Origin of the sequence: Pullulanibacillus pueri, assembly GCF_014639255.1 — a bacterium.
Lineage (GTDB): Bacteria > Bacillota > Bacilli > Bacillales > Sporolactobacillaceae > Pullulanibacillus > Pullulanibacillus pueri.
Genome location: NZ_BMFV01000014.1, coordinates 16,490 through 37,934, shown reverse-complemented (window position 1 = coordinate 37,934; position 21,445 = coordinate 16,490). Strand labels below are relative to the sequence as shown.

The 21,445-nt window shown below is 40.7% G+C and carries 18 protein-coding genes; all 18 read left to right on the top strand.

Annotation, left to right across the window (positions count from 1 at the left end):
- The first annotated feature begins 204 nt into the window (after positions 1 to 204).
- The 18 genes from dpaA to recA all read left to right on the top strand — a co-directional run bounded on the left by dpaA (position 205) and on the right by recA (position 21,108).
- Complete coding sequence (gene dpaA / locus IEV91_RS10260; protein WP_188497341.1) at positions 205 to 1,110, top strand: dipicolinic acid synthetase subunit A; 906 nt, start codon at positions 205 to 207, stop codon at positions 1,108 to 1,110.
- On the top strand, positions 1,100 to 1,693 hold the full coding sequence (locus IEV91_RS10255) for a dipicolinate synthase subunit B (protein ID WP_188497340.1): 594 nt from the start codon (positions 1,100 to 1,102) through the stop codon (positions 1,691 to 1,693). Before dpaA ends, IEV91_RS10255 begins: the two co-directional genes overlap by 11 nt.
- Before the next feature lie 121 nt (positions 1,694 to 1,814).
- Entirely contained in the window at positions 1,815 to 2,855 is a 1,041-nt protein-coding gene (locus IEV91_RS10250) for an aspartate-semialdehyde dehydrogenase (RefSeq protein WP_188497339.1), read from the top strand.
- A 122-nt stretch (positions 2,856 to 2,977) separates the two neighbouring features.
- Positions 2,978 to 4,222: an aspartate kinase gene (dapG, locus tag IEV91_RS10245; protein WP_188497338.1), complete on the top strand. Its 1,245-nt coding sequence runs from the start codon at positions 2,978 to 2,980 to the stop codon at positions 4,220 to 4,222.
- Positions 4,223 to 4,318: 96 nt separating this feature from the next.
- Positions 4,319 to 5,206 carry a 4-hydroxy-tetrahydrodipicolinate synthase gene (gene dapA / locus IEV91_RS10240; RefSeq protein WP_188497337.1) on the top strand — a complete coding sequence of 296 codons (888 nt, stop codon included), beginning with the start codon at positions 4,319 to 4,321 and terminating at the stop codon, positions 5,204 to 5,206.
- 612 nt (positions 5,207 to 5,818) lie between these two features.
- Positions 5,819 to 7,483: a ribonuclease J gene (locus IEV91_RS10235; protein WP_229745523.1), complete on the top strand. Its 1,665-nt coding sequence runs from the start codon at positions 5,819 to 5,821 to the stop codon at positions 7,481 to 7,483.
- A gap of 244 nt (positions 7,484 to 7,727) precedes the next feature.
- A complete protein-coding gene (locus IEV91_RS10230) occupies positions 7,728 to 8,453 on the top strand; it encodes a ClpP family protease (RefSeq protein ID WP_188497336.1) in 726 nt (241 codons plus the stop codon).
- A 1-nt stretch (position 8,454) separates the two neighbouring features.
- Positions 8,455 to 8,679: a YlzJ-like family protein gene (locus IEV91_RS10225; protein WP_188497335.1), complete on the top strand. Its 225-nt coding sequence runs from the start codon at positions 8,455 to 8,457 to the stop codon at positions 8,677 to 8,679.
- Positions 8,680 to 8,800: 121 nt separating this feature from the next.
- Complete coding sequence (locus IEV91_RS10220; RefSeq protein WP_188497334.1) at positions 8,801 to 11,125, top strand: DNA translocase FtsK; 2,325 nt, start codon at positions 8,801 to 8,803, stop codon at positions 11,123 to 11,125.
- 459 nt (positions 11,126 to 11,584) lie between these two features.
- Positions 11,585 to 12,862 carry an EF-P 5-aminopentanol modification-associated protein YfmF gene (gene yfmF, locus IEV91_RS10215; RefSeq protein WP_239541294.1) on the top strand — a complete coding sequence of 426 codons (1,278 nt, stop codon included), beginning with the start codon at positions 11,585 to 11,587 and terminating at the stop codon, positions 12,860 to 12,862.
- 2 nt (positions 12,863 to 12,864) lie between these two features.
- The gene (gene yfmH, locus IEV91_RS10210; RefSeq protein WP_188497332.1) at positions 12,865 to 14,151 is read left to right on the top strand and encodes an EF-P 5-aminopentanol modification-associated protein YfmH; all 1,287 of its coding nucleotides are present in this window, start codon (positions 12,865 to 12,867) and stop codon (positions 14,149 to 14,151) included.
- Positions 14,152 to 14,886 carry an elongation factor P 5-aminopentanone reductase gene (ymfI, locus tag IEV91_RS10205; protein ID WP_188497331.1) on the top strand — a complete coding sequence of 245 codons (735 nt, stop codon included), beginning with the start codon at positions 14,152 to 14,154 and terminating at the stop codon, positions 14,884 to 14,886.
- 116 nt (positions 14,887 to 15,002) lie between these two features.
- The gene (locus IEV91_RS10200) at positions 15,003 to 15,260 is read left to right on the top strand and encodes a DUF3243 domain-containing protein (protein ID WP_188497330.1); all 258 of its coding nucleotides are present in this window, start codon (positions 15,003 to 15,005) and stop codon (positions 15,258 to 15,260) included.
- Positions 15,261 to 16,152: 892 nt separating this feature from the next.
- Positions 16,153 to 16,929 (top strand): YmfK family protein, encoded by a 777-nt coding sequence (locus IEV91_RS10195; RefSeq protein WP_188497329.1) that lies wholly within the window; start codon positions 16,153 to 16,155, stop codon positions 16,927 to 16,929.
- A 20-nt stretch (positions 16,930 to 16,949) separates the two neighbouring features.
- Positions 16,950 to 17,891, top strand: a complete 942-nt coding sequence (locus tag IEV91_RS10190) for a helix-turn-helix domain-containing protein (protein ID WP_188497328.1) — start codon at positions 16,950 to 16,952, stop codon at positions 17,889 to 17,891.
- A 77-nt stretch (positions 17,892 to 17,968) separates the two neighbouring features.
- Entirely contained in the window at positions 17,969 to 18,547 is a 579-nt protein-coding gene (gene pgsA, locus IEV91_RS10185; protein ID WP_188497327.1) for a CDP-diacylglycerol--glycerol-3-phosphate 3-phosphatidyltransferase, read from the top strand.
- Between the two features lie 115 nt (positions 18,548 to 18,662).
- The gene (locus IEV91_RS10180) at positions 18,663 to 19,895 is read left to right on the top strand and encodes a competence/damage-inducible protein A (protein WP_188497326.1); all 1,233 of its coding nucleotides are present in this window, start codon (positions 18,663 to 18,665) and stop codon (positions 19,893 to 19,895) included.
- 175 nt (positions 19,896 to 20,070) lie between these two features.
- Positions 20,071 to 21,108 carry a recombinase RecA gene (gene recA / locus IEV91_RS10175; protein WP_188497325.1) on the top strand — a complete coding sequence of 346 codons (1,038 nt, stop codon included), beginning with the start codon at positions 20,071 to 20,073 and terminating at the stop codon, positions 21,106 to 21,108.
- Positions 21,109 to 21,445 lie beyond the last annotated feature (337 nt).

Sequence of the window (21,445 nt, the reverse complement as noted above, 5' to 3'; positions counted from 1 at the left end):
ACCATTACTGTTGTGCTTTCATACTATATCCAAGACACTGACCTAGAAGACTTCTCCCGTGAGTCTTTTTTTATTGGGGATGTTCAAGGCCCAGGAAAACGAGGATGAAAGGTTAGCGTGATGTGTACATTAGCAACCGTTAATAAGAAAACACTTAACCTTCTTTGGAGCAGACTCATGATTAATTAAAAAGGGGGAAAGCAGATGTTAACAGGCATCCATATCGTTATTTTAGGTGGAGATGCACGACAGTTAGAAGTGATTAGCAAACTTAATGAACTAGATGCAACATTAGACCTCGTCGGATTTGATCAATTAGATCGGTATTATACAGGCGTTTCTAAAGTCGATCTAGAAGATATTGAATATGAGAAGGTCGATGCGATAGTCCTACCGGTAAGTGGGACCAACGGAGATGGCGTTGTAGAAACCATTTTTAGTGATAAAACCATTCGCATCCATGAAGATTGGTTAAAAAAAACGCCTGAACATTGTGTGATCTATTCGGGGATTACCACGCCTTATCTTAGTAATTGTGCAAAGAAATGTAACCGTGAAGTTGTCAAACTTTTTGAACGGGATGATGTTGCCATCTATAACTCAATCCCAACGGCTGAAGGGACACTGATGATCGTCATCCAAAATACTGATATCACGATTCATCAATCAAATGTTATAGTCCTTGGCTTAGGGCGCACGGGAATGACTTTAGCACGAACGTTTGATGCACTGGGAGCCAACGTTAGGGTAGGGGCCCGTGAACCAGAAAGTCTTGCGAGGATTCGTGAGATGGGAATGACGCCTTTCCAAATAAAAGATCTAGAATCTCAAGTCGTGGATGTTGATGTTTGTATTAACACGATTCCTGCCAAAGTGTTAACAGGTAAAGTTCTATCGAGAGTTCCTTCGCGTGCGCTTATCGTGGATATAGCTTCAAATCCTGGTGGAACCGATTTTCGTTATGCAGAAAAACGCGGCATTAAGGCGCTTCATGTTCTTGGTATTCCAGCAATGGTGGCTCCTAAAACTGCGGGTCGCATTATTGGAAATGTCTTATCGGAGCTTTTACTTGAGAAATTTGTTGAGGAGGATGATGAGAGTGGACTTTAAGGGAAAACATATCGGATTTGGAATGACGGGCTCACATTGTACCTATAGTCAGGTCGTTCCCCAAATTGAACGGTTGGTTGAACTCGGTGCCAATGTCACTCCGTTTGTCACCTATACAGTAAAAAATACAAATACTCGTTTTGGTGACGGGCAAGAGTGGGTTAATAAGTTAGAAGAAGTGACTGGAAACAAGGTCATCGACTCTGTAGTTGAAGCAGAACCCTTTGGCCCCAATAGTCCAATGGATTGCATGATTATTGCGCCTTTAACGGGGAATTCTTTAAGTAAATTTGCCAACGCAACGACGGACAGTGCTGTTCTGATGGCGGCGAAGGCAACACTTAGGAACGAATCTCCTGTTGTCTTAGGGATATCGACAAATGATGGCTTAGGACTAAGTATGGCGAACATCGCGAAACTTATGGTGGCGAAGAATGTCTTTTTTATACCGTTTGGGCAGGATGATCCCGTTAAGAAGAAAACCTCCTTGGTTTCTAGAATGGAAGCTATCCCGGAAACAGTGGAGGCTGCCCTTCAGAAAAAACAAATTCAGCCCGTTTTAATAGAAAAATTCCGTGATTAGCCCTTTCACTTTTCTTCATTAGAGGATATGATAAAATAGTAAGTATATGTATGGAGAAACGTTCAGGACTTGCGTTTCTCCTTTGAGTGTAAGTTAGAGGAATATAAGGAGTGTGTTCCCTTTGAATAAACAACAGGGGTTAAATGTAGCAATTGTTGGAGCTACAGGGGCTGTAGGTGTACAAATGTTAAAGATGCTTGAAGGCTCAACTTTGCCAATAGCAGAATTAAAGCTCTTAGCTTCTAAACGGTCTGTAGGACAAACGCGCGAATTTAAATCACAAACCATTCGCGTTGAAGAAGCACGGCCTGAGTCTTTTGAAGGTATAGATATCGCCTTATTTAGTGCCGGGGGAGCTGTTTCTAAACAATTAGCTCCCGAAGCTGCAAAACGAGGTGCCGTCGTTGTTGATAATACGAGTGCCTTTCGAATGGATCCAGAAGTGCCATTAGTTGTTCCTGAGGTAAACCCAGAGGCACTACGTGAACATAAAGGTATTATTGCTAATCCCAATTGTTCTACCATTCAAATGGTGGTTGCTCTTGAACCCTTACGTCAGGCGTACGAGTTAAATAGAGTGGTGGTTTCGACCTACCAAGCGGTTTCAGGAGCAGGACAATCAGCTATCAATGAGCTAACGGAGCAAACCAAATCGGTATTAAAGGGAGAAAAAACCAAAACAGATAAATTTCCACATCAAATTGCTTTTAATGTGATTCCACAGATCGATAAATTTCAAGAAAATCGTTATACTTTTGAAGAGATGAAGATGATCAATGAGACGAGAAAAATCATGGATGATCACACTCTTAAAGTCGCAGCAACTTGTGTGAGATTACCTGTAGCGGTAGGTCATGCTGAATCTGTTTACGTCGAATTAGGCGATGACAAAGATGTTAGTGTAGATGAAGTAATTGAGCTTCTTTCTAAAGCACCTGGGGTAACCGTTGTGGATGACCCAGAGCATTTAAGTTATCCTATGCCTGTTGACGCTGCCGGGAAAAAAGAAGTTTTTGTTGGCAGAATAAGAAAAGACCTAGATGTAAAAAATGGGCTTCATCTTTGGATTGTTTCGGATAATCTATTAAAGGGAGCGGCTTGGAATTCAGTTCAAATTGCTGAAACCTTAGTCGACTCTGGAATCGTGAAACTCAAAGGTTAAAAATGAAAGTTCAATTTATGGTTTTTTGTCGGGCAAGCGCACGAACGCATTTGACATCTGACTTCGTGCTGTTGATTGATCGCCTTATTTTGAACGACACTTAAAGTTAAGGGGTTCTATAGATGAAGATCATTGTACAGAAATTTGGCGGAACGTCGGTTCAGTCTGTAGAGGATCGACAAAAAGCCGCCTTACATGTTAAAAAGGCTGTGGAGGAAGGCTATAAGGTTGTTGTCGTTGTTTCTGCGATGGGCCGTAAAGGTGCTCCTTATGCAACAGATACTCTCCTTAGCCTAGTAGAAAATAAACACTTGTCAAATCGTGAAATGGATCTGTTAATGTCTTGTGGTGAAACGATTTCTTCAGTCGTGTTCTCAAGCCTTTTACAAGAAAATCATATCCAGTCTGAAGCGATGACAGGTGGTCAAGCGGGATTTCGCACTAGTGAAAATTTTACAAATGCCAAAATAATTGAGGTTAAAACGGAACACATTAGAGAGCGTTTAAAAATGGTTGATGTTGTGGTTGTTGCCGGCTTTCAAGGACAAACCAAAACAGGAGAGATCACAACAATTGGTCGCGGGGGAAGTGACACTTCGGCGGCTGCCCTAGGTGCGGCCTTAGGTGCAGAATGGATCGATATTTTTACTGATGTCGAAGGGATTATGACAGCAGACCCTAGGATTGTATCTGAGGCTCGCCATCTTGATGTTTTAACCTATAACGAAGTCTGTAACATGGCCTATCAAGGCGCAAAGGTCATTCATCCTAGAGCGGTGGAAATTGCCATGCATGCGAAGGTGCCTATCAGAATTCGCTCAACCCAATCCGACCGTCCGGGAACTTTGATTACGGCATTGAAAAAAGTAAGCAAAGGACAGGATATTCAGGAGCGTTTAATCACTGGTATCACCTATATGGATGAAATTACTCAAATTAAAGTTAAAGCTAAAAAAGATGAATATGATTTCCAATCTAAGATTTTCAAAGCCATGGCGGAACAACAGATTAGTGTAGACTTTTTTAATATCAGCCCGCAGGAAGTCGTCTATACGGTGAATAAAAGCACGACTGACCGCGCTATTGCGGCTTTGGAGGTCATTGGTTATCATCCGGAAGTGAAAAGGGACTGTGCAAAGGTCTCAACAGTAGGGGCAGGAATTGCCGGTGTCCCTGGCGTCACCTCGAAAATTGTGCATGCATTAACCAGCCAAGGGATCCAAATTTTACAATCAGCTGATTCTCATACTACAATTTGGGTGCTGATTGAGAATAAATACTTGCATGAAGCAGTTAACGGGCTCCATCGGGCTTTTGAATTAGACAAAGAAAATCAGAAGTCGAGTGGCATTAGTGAGTATTACTAAGCAATAAGGTTTATAGAAAGAAATTCCGAGAGAGAAAATCATGGTGGTCACTCATTATCATGAAAAATGTTCGATAGGTTTCAGGAGGCGATTTTTGTGGTGTTTGGACGGTTATTAACCGCAATGGTAACACCTTTTGATCAGCATGGAGAGGTAGACGAAAAACAAATCAAACCGCTTGTTGATCATTTAATTCATACAGGAACAGAAGGTCTTGTTGTTTCAGGAACAACAGGGGAATCCCCGACGTTATCTAAAAGTGAGAAACTCGCATTATTTGAAATGGTTTTAGAAGCCACAGATGGGCGTGTGCCAGTCATTGCTGGTACAGGGAGTAATAACACTGCCGACACGGTCGCTTTAACAAAAGAAGTAGAGAAGCTGGGTGTAGAAGGTGTTTTATTGGTTTCCCCTTATTATAGTAAACCGAATCAAAGCGGATTATATGAACATTTCAAAACCATTGCTCAATCTGTTCACATTCCGATCATGCTTTATAATGTTCCTGGAAGGACAGCATCAAATCTAGAAGCCGATACAGTAGTCAAGTTAGCGGCACTGGATAATGTGGTATGTATTAAAGAAGCCAGTGGTGATCTTAGTCAAATGGCGCAAATTATTGAGCGAACATCTGATGATTTTGTTGTCTATAGTGGTGATGACGCCTTAACCCTTCCAGTTCTATCTATTGGTGGCTATGGTGTGGTTTCTGTGGCTTCACATGTCGTTGGCCAGCAGATGCAACAGATGATTCATGATTTTATTGATGGCAATGTTAAGGAAGCTGCTCAGACCCATCGCTTGCTACTTCCCATAATGAAACAATTGTTTGCTCAGCCTAGTCCGGTTCCTGTTAAAGCATTATTAAATCAATTGGGGGTTTCGGTTGGCGGTGTTCGTCTGCCGCTGGTAGGTTTAAGCGATACAGAGCAAGCGGAACTTAGTCAGGTCTATCAACAATTTACTGATAAATTCAGTGAATAAAAAAGCGCTATTTATCAGTTTTGGCAACGGACATACAGAGCGGGGAAGGCGCTGTGCATCACTTTGAATGTCTTTCCCTTTATTCTCTAAATTGATGCTAATTACATAACATGAGGATTTTACCTTGTATATGAACAAGTATATAGAGTATAATACCTTTAAAGGATTCGAACGGGTTAACAAAAGGCTAGGATGACTTGGCAATGCCCAACTATGCCTCAAAAGTGGCCAAGCTTGGGCACGGTAGGATCACTGTCGGTAAGTGATTTTAATCAAGTTTAATGTTTGAAAATAGCTGATCATTTGATTTTAATTTGATTAAAAAGTGTAAGGGCTTATCCTTGAGTATGGTGTCTTACCTATCAGGGAGAGTTAAGTGTGAATACTGTAATGCTATTTCTTAGGCCTAATGTAATCCTTTTTTATAAGAAAATTTAAATAATTCAAATGTTCATTTGTTATGTGTGTGTTCAAATAAGGGGATCACAGAGCTGGGAGTCAACAGTGCCCTGTGTTCGCAGAAATGGGAGCTCTGAGCCGCTGGCCTGAGCAGCTAATCTGTTCCCTTTAGCTATGAACGAGCGTAAAAGTGAATAGTAGGAGGAATGCTCATTGCAAAATCAACGAGAAGATAAGGTCAAGATTTATGCGATGGGCGGCGTTGGCGAAATAGGTAATAATATGACTGTTATAGAGATCAACGAGGATATTTTCATTGTTGATGCGGGGATGATGCATCCAAAAGATGAAATGTTTGGTGTTGATACTGTTATTCCAGACATTACGTACCTAGAACAAAATCGTGAGCGAGTGAAAGCTATATTTTTAACTCACGCTCACAATGCTCATATTGGGGGCATACCGTACTTAATTAAAAAAATTAAGGCTCCAATATACGGCACGACTTTAACTTTAGCCATTCTTGAGCAAATGTTAAGGGAAATGAAGCTGAATAAAAAACTAAAGACGATCACCATTGATCCCGACAAAGACGTAGCGATTGGGGCACATCGAATCTCCTTTTTTAGGACCACGCATAGTATCCCGGATACTGTTGGCTTGATTTTCCATACCTCGCAAGGAGCCATTGTACATACAGGTGATTTTAAACTCGATCACACACCTGTAGATGGGGTTAAGTTTGATCTCAGCAAATTAACACGTCTTGGTGATGAAGGTGTACTGTGTTTACTTTCGGATAGTAAAAATTCGGAAAGACTCGGTCATACGCCATCAGAATCCATTGTTGGTGAGAAGCTGGAAGATATTTTTTATTTTGCTGAAGGCAGAGTCATTACGACCCTTTATGCATCGAATCTTCATAGAATTCAGCAGGTCATTAATGCAGCTGTGCAAACTAAGCGAAAGGTGGCTCTCGAAAATCGCTATCTTGAACGTATAGTGGGGATAGCCACTAAATTAGGCTATATTCATGTGCCTAAACATACTTTTATTAGTTTAGATAAGATCGGGAAAATCTCAGATAAAGAAACAGCTATTATTACAACGGGTCCAGAAGGCGATCCGATTACACCGCTTACTCGAATCGCTAATCATTCTCATAAAAAAATTGAGGCAAAAGCGAATGATATCTTTATTTACGCTTCTTCAGCTTCACCAGGTGATGAGAAGGATGTCACCAAAGCGATTGATGATCTCATGCGTTTGGGGGTTAAGGTTGTTTATGGAGAAAGCGTCCATGTATCCGGACATGCTTCTAGTGAAGACTTAAAGCTTATCCTTGAACTCGTTAGACCCAAATATTTTATTCCGATTCATGGGGAATTTCGTTTGCTCAAGGCTCACATGGACATTGCTGGGGCCATGGGTGTGCCTTTGCATCATGTTTTTCTTATTGAAAAGGGTGATGTTGTTGAATTTTCAAAGGGAGAAGCAAGACAAACAGATAAGGTGCCTGCTGGCCAAGTTCTCGTCGATGGTCTCGGCGTCGGTGATGTCGGAAACATTGTTTTGCGAGATCGCAGACTTCTTGCTGAGGATGGGACGCTTATCGTGGTTGTCACTTTGGGAAGACGCACGAAGAAAATTTTATCAGGACCTGAGATTATTACGCGTGGATTTGTCTATGTCCGAGAATCTGAGGAATTAATAGAAGATGCGAACAATATTGTCACAGAAGTTCTTTCAAAAGCTTTAACCGAAAATGTCTCAGAGTGGTCATCATTGAAAAACGGTATTCGTGATGCCCTGAGTCGCTATTTATATGACAAAACTAAACGCCGCCCAATGATATTGCCAATTATCATGGAAATTTAAATCAATTTCACGTTCAAAAATGGGAGATATCGGAAAAGAGGAAGCTATAGGTTAAAGAGGCAATTTAGGGTCATCAAAAAGTGTTTGCTTTTTGGACTATAGTGTCTTCACTTAAACTCATCTTTGCAAAACATCTGTTTTTGAACTACTTCTTAGAAAAGCGTTGCTTCTGCGACGCTTTTTTGTATTAAAACCTTCTCCTTATCAGATACTATGGCTATCTAGTTTAAAAGGAGAGGTTACTATGTCTGATGAACAACATGAACAAGAGCAGGAACAAAACAATGAATCCAATGCGATATTAAACCAAATTCAAAAATTGGGACAGACCAATGTTGCTGGTGCGGAATCAAACATCCATTGCCTTACTGTCATCGGGCAAATTGAGGGGCACATGGCGCTTCCACCAAAGAATAAAACGACAAAATACGAACATCTTATTCCGCAATTAATTGCGATTGAGCAAAATGAAAAAATTGAAGGGTTACTCGTCATGTTAAATACAGTAGGTGGGGATGTCGAAGCGGGACTCGCAATTGCAGAAATGATTTCGACGATCTCGAAGCCGACCGTAACCTTAGTCATTGGAGGTGGACATTCCATTGGGGTCCCGATTGCAGTTGCGTCCGACTATGCCTTTATTGCTGAGAGTGCCACAATGCTGGTGCATCCAGTGAGAATGAATGGACTTGTTATCGGTGTTCCTCAAAGTTTTGATTATATTGAAAAGATTCAAGAACGTATTACACGCTTTGTTACTGAACATTCCAATATTAGTGCAGAAAAATTTCAAGAGCTCATGTTTAACAAAACGAATTTAACCACTGATATAGGGACTAATTTAGTTGGGAAGCAAGCCGTGGAATATGGCATTATTAATGAGGTAGGGGGCGTAGCGAAAGCCCTGATGAAGCTTCAGGAATTGATTAAGGAACATAAAGAACAATCTGATCAACAGGTGGTGCAGTAACATGTATTATACGATTGTGCCACATGAAATTCTTTTTGATGAGGATCATGATGTGCCTACCGCTCAGAGGCGGACCATTCAAGTGGATGGTGTTCCTCTTATCATTGAACAGAGTTCAACATCTGAATATGAGATTGTACAGATTTTGAGCTCCAATCCACAAGATTTTCTTTCTGAAAAAATTCAACCCGGAAAAAAGATGACACTTCAGCCTTTACTCAAGTAAACATTTTAAGGTACATTATAAATAGGGAAAAGACAAGCACCGCATTTGTTTGATAAAGCTCTTAAGGATTTTTATCATGCGGTGCTTAAGATATATCTTAAGATAGAACCGAGGTGACACCATGGCAAGGAAGCGGAAAAAGAAACGACAGACCAAAAAAGGCTGGAAGCAAATGTTCATTTATGAAACCACTGGCCTTCTTTTATTTGCTTTGACTTGCATTGGCATTACTAAAATGGGGGTCGCTGGTAAAGTTTTAGTCCAAGTTGCTCGCTTTTTTGCAGGTGAATGGTACATTCTGATTTTTTTAGGCACTCTTGCCTTATCCATTTACTATATTTGGTCCCGAAAACAGCCGGCCTATTTTTCACGTCGTTTGGTCGGTGTTTATTTACTGTGTCTGGCATTATTATTACTTAGCCATGTTAAACTTTTTGAATCCTTAACGGAAAATAATCAATGGAAAAATGCGTCGGTCCTAAGAAACACGTGGGAATTATATAGAGAACAACTGCTTGGTCATATCTCTGTGAAATATTTAGGAGGCGGTATGGTTGGTGCGATCTGCTTCGCCTTTTTTTATGTTCTCTTTGATGCTAAAGGCGCCATGTTTATGGCATTATTTTTAATCTTAATTTCTATTATATTGATTACAGGAAAGTCGATTCGAGATCTCTTACATAAGCTTTTAGCTAAGTTTCGACAGGCAATCGTCTCAGCCAAAGAAAATACTGCAGTGAAATGGGAAGAAAACAAGGAAAGAAAACGTGAGAAAAAAGAGGCGAAGGAAAAAGAGCAGGAGGCAGAAGCAGAGGCTTCACTTGAATTGATTGATCATGCTGAAACAAGTCAAGACGTTGAGCCTCCAATTATCCATGATTTTAATGAACAAGCTAACCCGGCTAATAAGGATGAAGGCCATGTGGAGTCCCAGGATGTTCAGGCAACTGACAATGAGGAGGCTGAGGATGAAGAAGTGAATGAGCAAAGCTTTCTCGTGCCAGAACTTGAAAATGAATCTTACCAACTCCCATCTTTTGACTTATTGCATTCACCGGTTAAGAACTCCCAGTCCAATGAGCGAAAGCATATTGCGGCGAATGTTCGAAAGCTCGAACAGACCTTTGAAAGCTTTGGTGTCAAAGCAAAAGTGAAAAAGGTCCATCTAGGGCCAGCGGTGACTAAGTATGAGGTCTATCCAGATGTCGGTGTGAAGGTAAGTCGGATCGTGAATCTGAACGATGATTTAGCCCTTGCCTTAGCCGCTAAAGAAATCCGAATTGAAGCGCCTATTCCAGGGAAATCTGCGGTAGGGATTGAGGTTCCTAATCAAGAAGTGGCCATGGTTAGCTTGAGAGAGGTACTAGAATCTGATTACGCCTCAAAAGAATCCTCTAAGTTGGCCATCGGTCTAGGTCGGGATATTTCAGGAGTGCCTATTCTTGCCGACCTGAGTAAAATGCCACATTTACTTGTTGCAGGGGCAACAGGGAGTGGTAAAAGTGTGTGTATTAATGGAATTATAACGAGTCTTTTAATGAGAACGAAGCCCCATGAGGTGAAACTCCTCATGGTTGATCCCAAGATGGTCGAACTCAATGTGTATAATGGGGTACCCCATCTTTTGACGCCAGTGGTGACAGACCCTAAGAAAGCGTCGCAGGCTTTGAAGAAGGTTGTTGACGAGATGGAACGGCGTTATGAGTTGTTTTCACACAGCGGGACCCGGAATATTACCGGCTATAATAACTATATTCAAAAAAATAATGAGCTCACTGAGGAACAACAGCCCTTCATGCCTTATATCGTCGTCATTATTGATGAGTTAGCAGATCTTATGATGATCGCTTCTAAGGATGTCGAAGATGCCATTACGCGACTGGCACAAATGGCGAGGGCCGCTGGTATTCATTTAATTATTGCCACGCAGCGCCCTTCTGTCGATGTCATTACTGGTGTCATTAAGGCCAATATTCCTTCGAGAATTGCATTTAGTGTCTCTTCACAGACCGATTCGCGGACAATTTTGGACAGTGGTGGGGCAGAGAAGTTGCTTGGAAAAGGAGATATGCTTTTCTTGCCGATTGGTGCCTCGAAACCTACTCGTATTCAAGGAGCCTTTTTATCAGATGATGAGGTTGAAGCTGTGGTGGACTTCGTTATTTCACAACAGAAAGCCCAATATCAAGAAAATATGATTCCAACAGATGAGCCAGAGACGAAAGCACAAGACGTTGAGGATGAATTATTCGATGATGCTGTAAAATTAGTCGTCGACATGCAAACCGCATCAGTGTCTATGCTCCAGCGTCGTTTTCGAATTGGTTATACACGCGCGGCACGTTTAATTGATGCTATGGAAGATCATCATATTATTGGGCCTTATGAAGGCAGTAAACCAAGAGAAGTGCTTATTTCTAAAATTGAAGATGAAATTTCCTCATAAATGAAGCGTCTAGAAACAAGAAAAGAAAACAAAAGCTTGAGTCTTCAAATAAGTGGTGATCTCATTCCAAGCTATTCCCTGTTCGTGTGTCTACTAGTAGGCTCCTCTCGGAACAACTCGGGCATCTATTCGTGAAATCATGCTCGCCCCGTTCCCGAAGGACTCTCTTTTAGGCACCCTTGAGTTGGTGGCGCTGAGGAACACACTAATTATAAGTGTTCCGAATCTCGCACCTTCCGTCCCATGCAATTGGATTGCTTACGAACCATTTGGTAACAAAAACTTTTTCAATATCTAAACGAGGACCGGGCATGTTTTTTTAGCTCGGTTTTTCTAATATTATTGGTTCAAATGCTTGCTTTCGGGTACAATGAAAAAAGAAACAGACTTTAAAAAAAGTTAGTTCGAATAAGGATAAAAAACCTTATTAGAACACTTATTCACGAGGAGGGAATGACCTTGAGTTACATAGATGAACACATTCATGCGTTACCAGGCTTTACGTTACATACTGTAGCCACAAATAAATTTAAAACGGTAACAATGGTAATCCAATTTAGAGCCCCTTTGGAAGAGGAAACAGTGACTAAAAGAGCTCTACTCGCCCATCTTTTGAAGAGTAGTACAAAACAATCACCAACGTCTCAACAACTTCAACAACGTTTGGATGATCTTTATGGGGCAACTTTGTCATCACAGGTTCAGAAGAAAGGGAACAATCATCTTCTCTCACTTCATGTTCATGTGGCCAACGAACGGTTTATTTCAGAGACCTCATCACTTCTTGAAGAAAGTATCCAACTTTTGAGCGAGGCTATCCTTCAGCCGAATGTTGAGGGTCACGCTTTTGATGAAGTGAGTTTTAAAAAGGAAAAACGAGCTTTAAAACAGCGACTTCTGGCCATTTACGATGATAAGATGCGTTATGCAAATGAGCGCTTAATTGATGAAATGTGTGAAGGAGAGGTTTATGCTCTTCATACCAATGGCACATTGGATGCATTAGAATCGCTAACCTCTGAGGAACTCTACACATATTATCAAGACATGCTTAAAACAAATGAAATTGATCTTTATGTTGTGGGTGACATCGATCATCAAGAAATGAAGCAAAGGATTGGCCAAGTCTTAACCTTTAACAATCGGGAAACAGTAAAGCTTCAAAACACCTTCGAGCCGGTTGTTAAAAGGCAAGCTAAAGTCGTTAAAGAAAGTCAGGAAGTCGAACAAGGCAAACTCAACCTAGGCTACCGCACCAATGTGACAATAGATGATCCCCTTTATCCGGCAACACAAGTGTTTAATGGATTATTCGGGGGCTTTCCTCATTCCAAGCTGTTTATGAATGTACGAGAAAAGATGAGTCTTGCTTATTATGCGACATCAAGATATGAAAGTTTTAAAGGGCTGCTTATTGTCATGTCCGGTATTGAATTTGTGAATTACCAGAAAGCGGTCGATATTATTGCTGCCCAATTAAAAGCCATCCAAGAAGGCGATTTTACGGAGGGAGAAGTGGCTCAGACTAAAGCTTTGTTGAAAAATTCCATTCTTGAAGCTTTAGATAGTCCTTTTGGTCTGATTGATGTCCTTTATCAAAAGGTCCTTTCTAATCATGGGCTTGAACTTGATCAGTGGTTTGCAGCCATTGAGAAGGTTGATCGAGATGAGATTATAAAAGCCGCTCATATGACAACGCTTGACACGACTTACTTTCTTCAAGGACAGGAGGGATGAAGATGGAAACGAAACGCTTTGATCAATTACAAGAGACCGTCTACCATCAACAATTAGCCAATGGCTTAAACGTCTATATTTTGCCAAAAGAAGGGTTTAATAAGACTTTTGCCACCTTTACGACGAAATACGGGTCGATTGATAACCATTTCAAAAAGCATAATAGTGATGAGTGGCTGAACGTTCCTGATGGGATTGCCCATTTTCTCGAACATAAAATGTTTGAGCAACCCGATGGGACTGATGTTTTCCAAGCCTTTGGGACACAAGGAGCGATGGCGAATGCTTTTACTTCTTTTACAGCAACGGCCTATTTATTTTCTAGCACGTCTCGTGTCGAAGAGAATTTACAAACCCTCATCGACTTTGTCCAAACTCCGGCATTTACAGATGAGAATGTTGAAAAAGAAAAAGGGATTATCGGACAAGAGATTAGAATGTATGATGACAATCCGGATTGGCGGCTGTATTTCGGTTTAATCGAGAATATGTATCATCAGCAGCCTGTGAAAATTGATATCGCTGGAACAGTGGAGTCTATTGCTAAGATCACAAAAGAGCATCTTTATGATTGTTATCGTACCTTTTATCATCCGAGTAATATGGTGCTTTTTATTGTAGGGCCTGTCGATCCAGAAAAGATATTCCAACTTGTTGAGGATAACCAAAGGCAGAAGGATTATACCAATAAACAAGCCATCGAAAGAAAGTATCCTGAAGAACCTCAGACTGTTGCAAAGAAAGAAGAAGTATTATCTATGCCTGTGAAAACACCAAAGTGTCTTGTGGGCTTTAAGGAACGTACGGTTCATCGAGAAGGCGAGGCAATGCTCCGTCACGAACTCTCTGTTCAGCTGTTATTAGAGGTGTTGTTTGGTAAAGGAACTGAAAACTATCGCACCCTCATTGAGGAAGGTCTCATTGATGACAGTTTCTCTTTTGAGTATACAGAAGAGCATGAGTTTGCTTTTTCCGCTATCGGAGGGAACACCGAAGATCCAGATGGCTTTGCAATTCGTGTCAAGGATATGATTGATCAAGCGAAACAACAGGCTTTAGACGAAACGGCCATTGAAAGGGCACGCAAGAAAAGAATTGGCTCCTTTTTAAAGGCTTTAAATTCACCCGAATTTATTGCAAACCAATTTACCCGTTACCAATTTAACGGAATGGATTTATTTTCTATTGTGCCAACCCTTGAATCCTTAAGTCTTGATGAATTAAAACAAGTGCTTGAAGAACATTTCCATGATGAAGGCTTTACAAAGTTTAAAGTGGTGGCCAAATAATTGGAAGAGACAAAGTTTGCTTTAATTACAGGAGCAAGTGGAGGGATTGGTCAGGAAATTGCCAGAGCTTTGGCTGAAGCGGGGTTTTCTCTTTATTTGCACTATAATCGTAACCGTGAAGCTGCGGAAGCATTAGCGACGGGCTTAAAAGAGGACTATCCGCAACAATCATTCCCACTCATTCAGGCTGATTTGACACAGCCAGAGGGGCTTCAGGCTCTGCAAACCATTAAAGTGCCTATTGAATGCTTAATACAAAATTCAGGACAAAGCCATGTAGGATTAATAACGGATGTTAGTCCAGCAAGCCTTGATGCTTTTATTAGAGCCAATATTACCCACCCTTTTTTAGTGACGCAGCATTTTGTTCCTCAGATGGTAAAGGCTAAGAAGGGCACGATCATTTTTATTACCTCCATTTGGGGGTTAACAGGGGCGGCGATGGAAGTGATGTATTCCATGGTAAAAGGGGCGCAAAACAGTTTTGTGAAGGCTCTCGCCAAGGAGCTTGCCCCCAGTCATATTAATGTTAATGCTGTTGCTCCAGGAGCGATAGAAACCGCAATGATGGCAACCTATGATGAAGAAACCATGGCGCTTTTAAGGGATGAAATTCCAGCGGGACGATTAGGGACAGCGAATGAAGTGGCAGCATTAGTGAAATTTTTAGCCTCACCATCCGCAGAATATATTAACGGTCAAATTATTTCAATCAATGGCGCTTGGTACTGCTAGACAGTATCTTGACAAGCAGCCAGACATACCTTTTATTGGGAAAGTCAAATGTGAATAGATTACCGTCCGGAAGACATCCTATTAGCGTAGGACCTATTCAAGGAGGTAATTCAAACATGTCTGTTCTTCAAAACTGGGATCAATGGAAAGATTTCTTAGCTGATCGCTTGCATCAAGCAGAAGGCAAGGGCGTAGGTCAAGATACAATAAGCAATTTTGCTACTGAAATCGGTGGTTATCTTGCTGATCATGTTGATCCAAAAAATGATGAGCAACGCATGCTCTCTGACTTATGGAGTGTAGCGGACAAAGATGAACAGCACGCTATCGCCAATATGATGGTGAAGCTTGTTCAAAATAATGGATCAAAATAATCATCGTTTTAGGTAAGTCAAGGTTAAGAGTCAGGTTCTCACCATTCTGAGAACCTGACTTTCTTTGTAACCTCAGAAAGGATAATTTTATCTATAAGTGCAACTTCACCAAGGCTTGGCGTTATGCCGATTTTTTCTTAAAAGTATAAATGTTTGGCCATCAAGACGGAGTGGATTACGGCTCCAGAACGCTCGCTTTTCTCATGCCCACACGACTAAGGAAAGCGTCTAAGAGAATAAGCCTCGCAAAAAAAATCGCGTTTTTACGATTTTTGATGTGGGTAGGGGCGGCGTTCGACGCTCAATCGGGGTCCCCTAAAAGTGTTTTTTTGGGATGGTTTACCTGTGTGTTCCAAAGTAACTATGATTAAAAGTCCCCTGTTCCTACGTCTACTCGAATGCTTTGAAGTCAGCTTTCTCAGAACAACTCGGCGTTGACTCGTTGCTTTCCCGAAGGACTCTCGTTTAGGTATCCGTGAGTCCACGCGCTGAGGAACACATTTAGTATAAGTGTTCCCAATCTCACGTCTTTCCGATCCAATTCCCTTATGCTAAAGCTGCCTTTGATATTAAAAATTTTTTCAGTACTTTATAAAGAAAGAGCAAGTTTTCTCTGTTCGGTTTTTCTAATACTATATAAGTAAAACGGACGTAAAAATAAAAGCTTTGATTTAATGCGGAGGATTCATGTCTGATCGTCAGGTGTGTTTTGAATGACTTGTTCCAGTTTTTTTATAGAATCCTTCATGTGTAGATAATTGAAAATTCTATAATTTATTTGATTTTCCTTATCCTCACTTGAAACCTTTTATCATTTAGTTTAAATTAATATTAAGGAAAGATGTTCTTTATAGTAGTAAAGTTTTATACGTCGAATTTCCAGAGGTTTTCTATGTTGACAAAAGATTGGTATTTAGAGTATGAAATTCAAAGGAATCGTCCTGGGCTATTAGGAGATATTGCTTCCTTATTTGGTATGCTTGGTATTAATATCCTTTCGATTAATGGAGTCGATGATTCAAGACGAGGGATGTTATTACGTACGGAAAACAGTACACAGATTGATCAACTCTTTGCAATTGTTAAGACAATGGATAACATAAATGTAACAAAATTGAGAGAACCTAAATTAAGTGACAGGCTTGCTGTTCGTCATGGCCGGTATCTTATTCGTGATGCTGATGATAAAAAAACCTTTCGCTTTGTTCGTGATGAAATTGGTTTACTTGTTGATTTTATGGCAGAGCTGTATAAGAAAGAGGGACACAAACTTATCGGTATTCGGGGACTTCCACGTGTCGGAAAAACGGAATCGGTGGTCGCTTCGAGTGTGTGCGCCAATAAGCGCTGGGTTTTTATCTCATCCACATTGTTAAAACAAACAGTGAGAAGTCAATTAGCTGATGACGAGTTTACTGATGACCATATTTTTATCATCGATGGGATTGTCTCTACTAGACGCTCTTCAGAACGACATTGGGAGTTACTGCGGAGAGTGATGAGAATGCCTGTGACTAAGGTGGTAGAACATCCTGATATCTTTGTTCGTGATTCAGAATATCGACTGGATGACTTTGACTATATTATTGAATTAAGGAACCATCATGATGAAGAAATTACATACGATATGTTGGAAGAAGGCTATTCAGCATTTAATGATTTTAACTGATATTGGGCAGGTGTTCATTCGTGAGTGAGTTAGGACAGGTTCTAAAAGAGGCAAGAGAGGCAAAAGGACTGTCGCTCGATGAAATTCAAGAAACAACCAAAATACAAAAACGCTATTTAGCCGCTATCGAACGTGGCGACTATCAGATTCTTCCAGGGCAGTTTTATATTCGTGCGTTTATCAAAAGCTATGCTGAAGCTTTAGGCCTTGATACTCAGGAAATATTTAGTCAGTACGGTAAAGAGATTCCCCAACCTGTTCAGCCCGAGATAGAGCAATTACCTTCACGAAGTGTTAAAACAACACCTATTAAAGCAAAAAATACGAGTTCAAAGGTGTCATCAATACTTCCTTTTGCAGGAGCTGTGGTTATCCTATTAGCTTTAGGAATCGGGATTTGGGTTGTTGCTCAACATATGTCTGGTGGAAGTGACAGCTCAAAGGATACAGAGACTTCTAATGACGATGTGACTTTAGAACAAGGAAATGATATTGGAAATCATCAGTCTAAAAGTAATGACGCGGTGAATGATCAACCGGGATCTGAGGCGTCTGCTAAAGATACGGATACTGACAAAGAGAATAAAACAACGTCTGATGAGACGGAACAAAAACAGACCCAAAAGCTATCTGAACCAGAAACCAATGGTTCAGCTTCAACCTATACCTTATCTGGAACGGATAAGTTTGTTGTTGAAGTCACTGCCATGGATGGTCATTATTCGTGGTTAACAGCTACGAAGGACAATGCAAGCGGTGAAAAATATTTCTATGATAGTGTATCTAAAGGCGTGGATAACAGGAAGGATGTTTCTTTTAAAAAGGATTTAAGTGATATTGGTACGCTTTACTTGAAAATTGGCGATACGCATCATGCGATTGTGAAGATTAATGGAGAAGTTTTAAAGTACCCCAATGACGACTATACCCAGTCGATTACGATTAATTTTAAAAAATCCTAAATGATTGAGAGTCATCGAAGGGTGGCTCTTTTTCTACGGAAATGAACCTTTACGTTTTTATTATTGGAGGAATAGAAATGAATATTGCTAATAAAATTACTGTTTCGAGAGTGATCCTAATCCCTATCTTTTTAATCTTTTTTTTAATTCCATGGTCCTTCGGAAATATTACCATCTGGCATGCAGTCATTCCCGTTCAGGATTTTATAGCGGCGATTATTTTTATTGTTGCCTCATGTACTGATTGGTTAGATGGCTATTATGCCCGGAAATTGAATCTGGTGACGAATTTCGGGAAATTTCTTGACCCGCTTGCAGATAAATTGCTTGTGATGAGTGCTTTCGTTCCTTTAGTCGGCTTTGATGTCATCCCTTCATGGATGGTGATTGTGATTTTAGCACGTGAATTCGCTGTGACGGGTTTACGCCTCGTTGCGGTTGAAGGTGGCGAAGTTATTGCCGCTAGTCAAATGGCCAAATGGAAGACAGCAACACAAATGATTGCTCTTATCCTTTTACTTTTTCATAATATCCCTTTTGGTGAGGAAGGATTCCCGCTTGCTGATATTTTCTTGTGGATAGCCGTTGTTTTAACGATTCTTTCTGGTGGAGAGTACTTTTATAAAAATCGTGACATTTTATTAAAATCAAAATAAAAGCAGGAATTAGCCCTGTCTAACGATAATTATTTAACTAGGGCAGTAAGTTGCATTTTTTATTATGAGTTTCAATAAGAATCAAAATTTGTCATGAATGAAGGTGGCCTTGAAGATGAATGCGGAAATTATTGCAGTGGGATCGGAACTTTTACTTGGGCAGATTGCAAATACAAATGCGCAATTTATATCGGAACAATTGGCAGAGCTAGGGATTAATGTGTTTTTTCATACCGTTGTAGGTGATAATCCGAAGCGTTTAGAGCAAGTCATTCATATTGCGCAAACACGCTCTAATTTAATTATATTTACGGGCGGTTTAGGACCGACAAAAGATGATCTTACCAAGGAAGTTGTTGCGAAATGCTTGGGGAGAGCATTGGTGACCGACAAAACAGCAATGGATCAAATTGAGGCTTATTTTATTAAGCAAGGACGTGTGATGACCGAAAATAATCGTAGGCAGGCGATTATTTTAGAGGGGAGTCATGTCCTTCCTAATAACAATGGAATGGCCCCTGGGATGATCATCGAGAACCCAGAGCATCGTTATATCTTAATGCCAGGACCACCGAGTGAAATGAGACCAATGTTTCTTAATAGTGTAAAGCCTTATCTTATGAATGATTTGAATGAACCTCTCCATTCACGTGTTTTGCGCTTTTTTGGTATAGGCGAATCAGCATTAGAAACAGAACTGATGGATCTGATTGATTCTCAGACTAATCCGACCCTCGCCCCTTTGGCTAAAGAAGGTGAAGTGACGCTACGCTTAACGGCAAAACATAAAGATGCAGCCGTGGCTCAGGAACTTTTAAATGATTTAGAGCAAAAGATTCAGTCACGAGTAGGTCAGTTTTTATACGGTTATGGTGATGCTACCTCACTCCCGAAGGTTGTTTTTGAATTGCTTAAAGAGAAGCACCTGACGGTAGCGGCGGCAGAAAGCTTAACGGGGGGGCTATTTAGTCAGCAATTGACCGATTTACCCGGAGCCTCGTCGGTTTTTAAGGGCGCTGTTGTTAGTTATACCAATCAAGTGAAGGGGCATCTCCTTGAGGTTGCGCAAACAACCTTGGATAACGCAGGTGCAGTGAGCCGTGCTTGCGCTGAAGAGATGGCCATCGGAGCAAAAAAACAATGTGGCTCTGATATTGGCATTAGTTTTACTGGTGTCGCGGGTCCTTCAACAGAAGAAGGTCAACCTATTGGAACGGTCTTTATCGGTATAGCTGATGATAATGAGACGGTGGTTCATGCTTTAGAGTTAAATGGTTCTAGAGCGGCTATTCGGAAAAGAACGGTTTTACATGGATTTGATTTTTTGAGACGTCATTTAATAGATTGATATTCATTTTTGAAAAATATCGAATAAATGTTCGCAAAACACTTGGCAAATGAATGAAAAACGTCTATTATAATAGTATACGGAAGAGGTTTGCTAGGGATTGACTTTCAAAGCATAGAAATAAACGATCGGAGTCCCTTGCCCCTTTATACCTATTAAGGAGAGATAATAGCTTATGAACGAGAGAAAAGCAGCCCTCGATATGGCTTTAAGACAAATAGAAAAGCAATTTGGTAAAGGTTCAATTATGAAGCTTGGTGAACAAGCTGAACAAAGAGTATCCACAGTCTCAAGTGGCTCTTTAGCACTTGATATCGCATTAGGCGTTGGTGGTTACCCTCGCGGAAGAGTCATTGAAGTCTATGGACCCGAATCTTCTGGTAAGACGACCGTTGCTTTACACGCGATTGCTGAGGCGCAAAGAAATGGCGGTCAAGCGGCATTTATTGATGCAGAGCATGCCTTAGATCCCGTCTATGCTCAAAACTTAGGGGTTAACATTGATGAGTTACTCCTCTCGCAACCAGATACAGGGGAACAGGCCCTTGAGATCGCTGAGGCTCTTGTGAGAAGTGGTGCGGTCGATATCATTATTATTGACTCTGTTGCCGCACTTGTTCCTAAGGCTGAAATTGAAGGTGAGATGGGTGATTCTCATGTGGGTCTTCAAGCTCGTCTTATGTCCCAAGCCTTGCGGAAACTTTCAGGTGCCATTAATAAATCAAAAACCACAGCAATATTTATTAACCAAATCCGTGAAAAAGTCGGTGTGATGTTTGGGAATCCAGAAACTACTCCAGGGGGACGTGCATTGAAGTTTTATTCGTCAGTGCGTCTTGAAGTCCGACGTGCAGAAACCTTGAAGCAAGGGAATGACATGGTTGGGAACCGGACACGTATAAAAGTGGTTAAAAATAAAGTTGCGCCTCCATTCAAACAAGCAGAAGTGGATATTATGTATGGTGAAGGGATCTCTAAGGAAGGCGAGATTTTGGACATTGGCTCTGACATTGATGTTGTCCAAAAAAGCGGCGCATGGTATTCCTATAATGACGAACGTTTAGGTCAGGGACGTGAAAATGCCAAGCAATTCCTTAAGGAAAATCAAGAGATGCGTAATATCATTGAAACAGCTGTCAGACAACACTATGGGTTGGATGCAGATAAAGAAGAAGCAGCCGCTGATATTGCTGAACAAGGCGAATTGTTATAAGAGTAGGATAGAAAGACGCCCATGAGTCATTCATGGGCGTCTTTTATATCTGGGCATAGGTTTTAATTCCTATTTCATGTTTGGTTGTTTTGGAAATGTAAAAAAGAAGGATTTCCTGTTATTTCATACTTGAAAATAAAATTTTTTACAAAAGGCCAATAACGCTTGAAAATCGGCAATAACCAAATTATTTTCCCCTAAAAATAGAATCTTATTCCTGTACTGAGTTGACAACCAATTTTTCCAAATATACAATAAAAGTGTCTCTTTATTTTCTTTCATTAAAAATGTGAGTTAAAAAAGTGAAAAAGAGGCCTTTTAGGTCTTTATGTGTGTG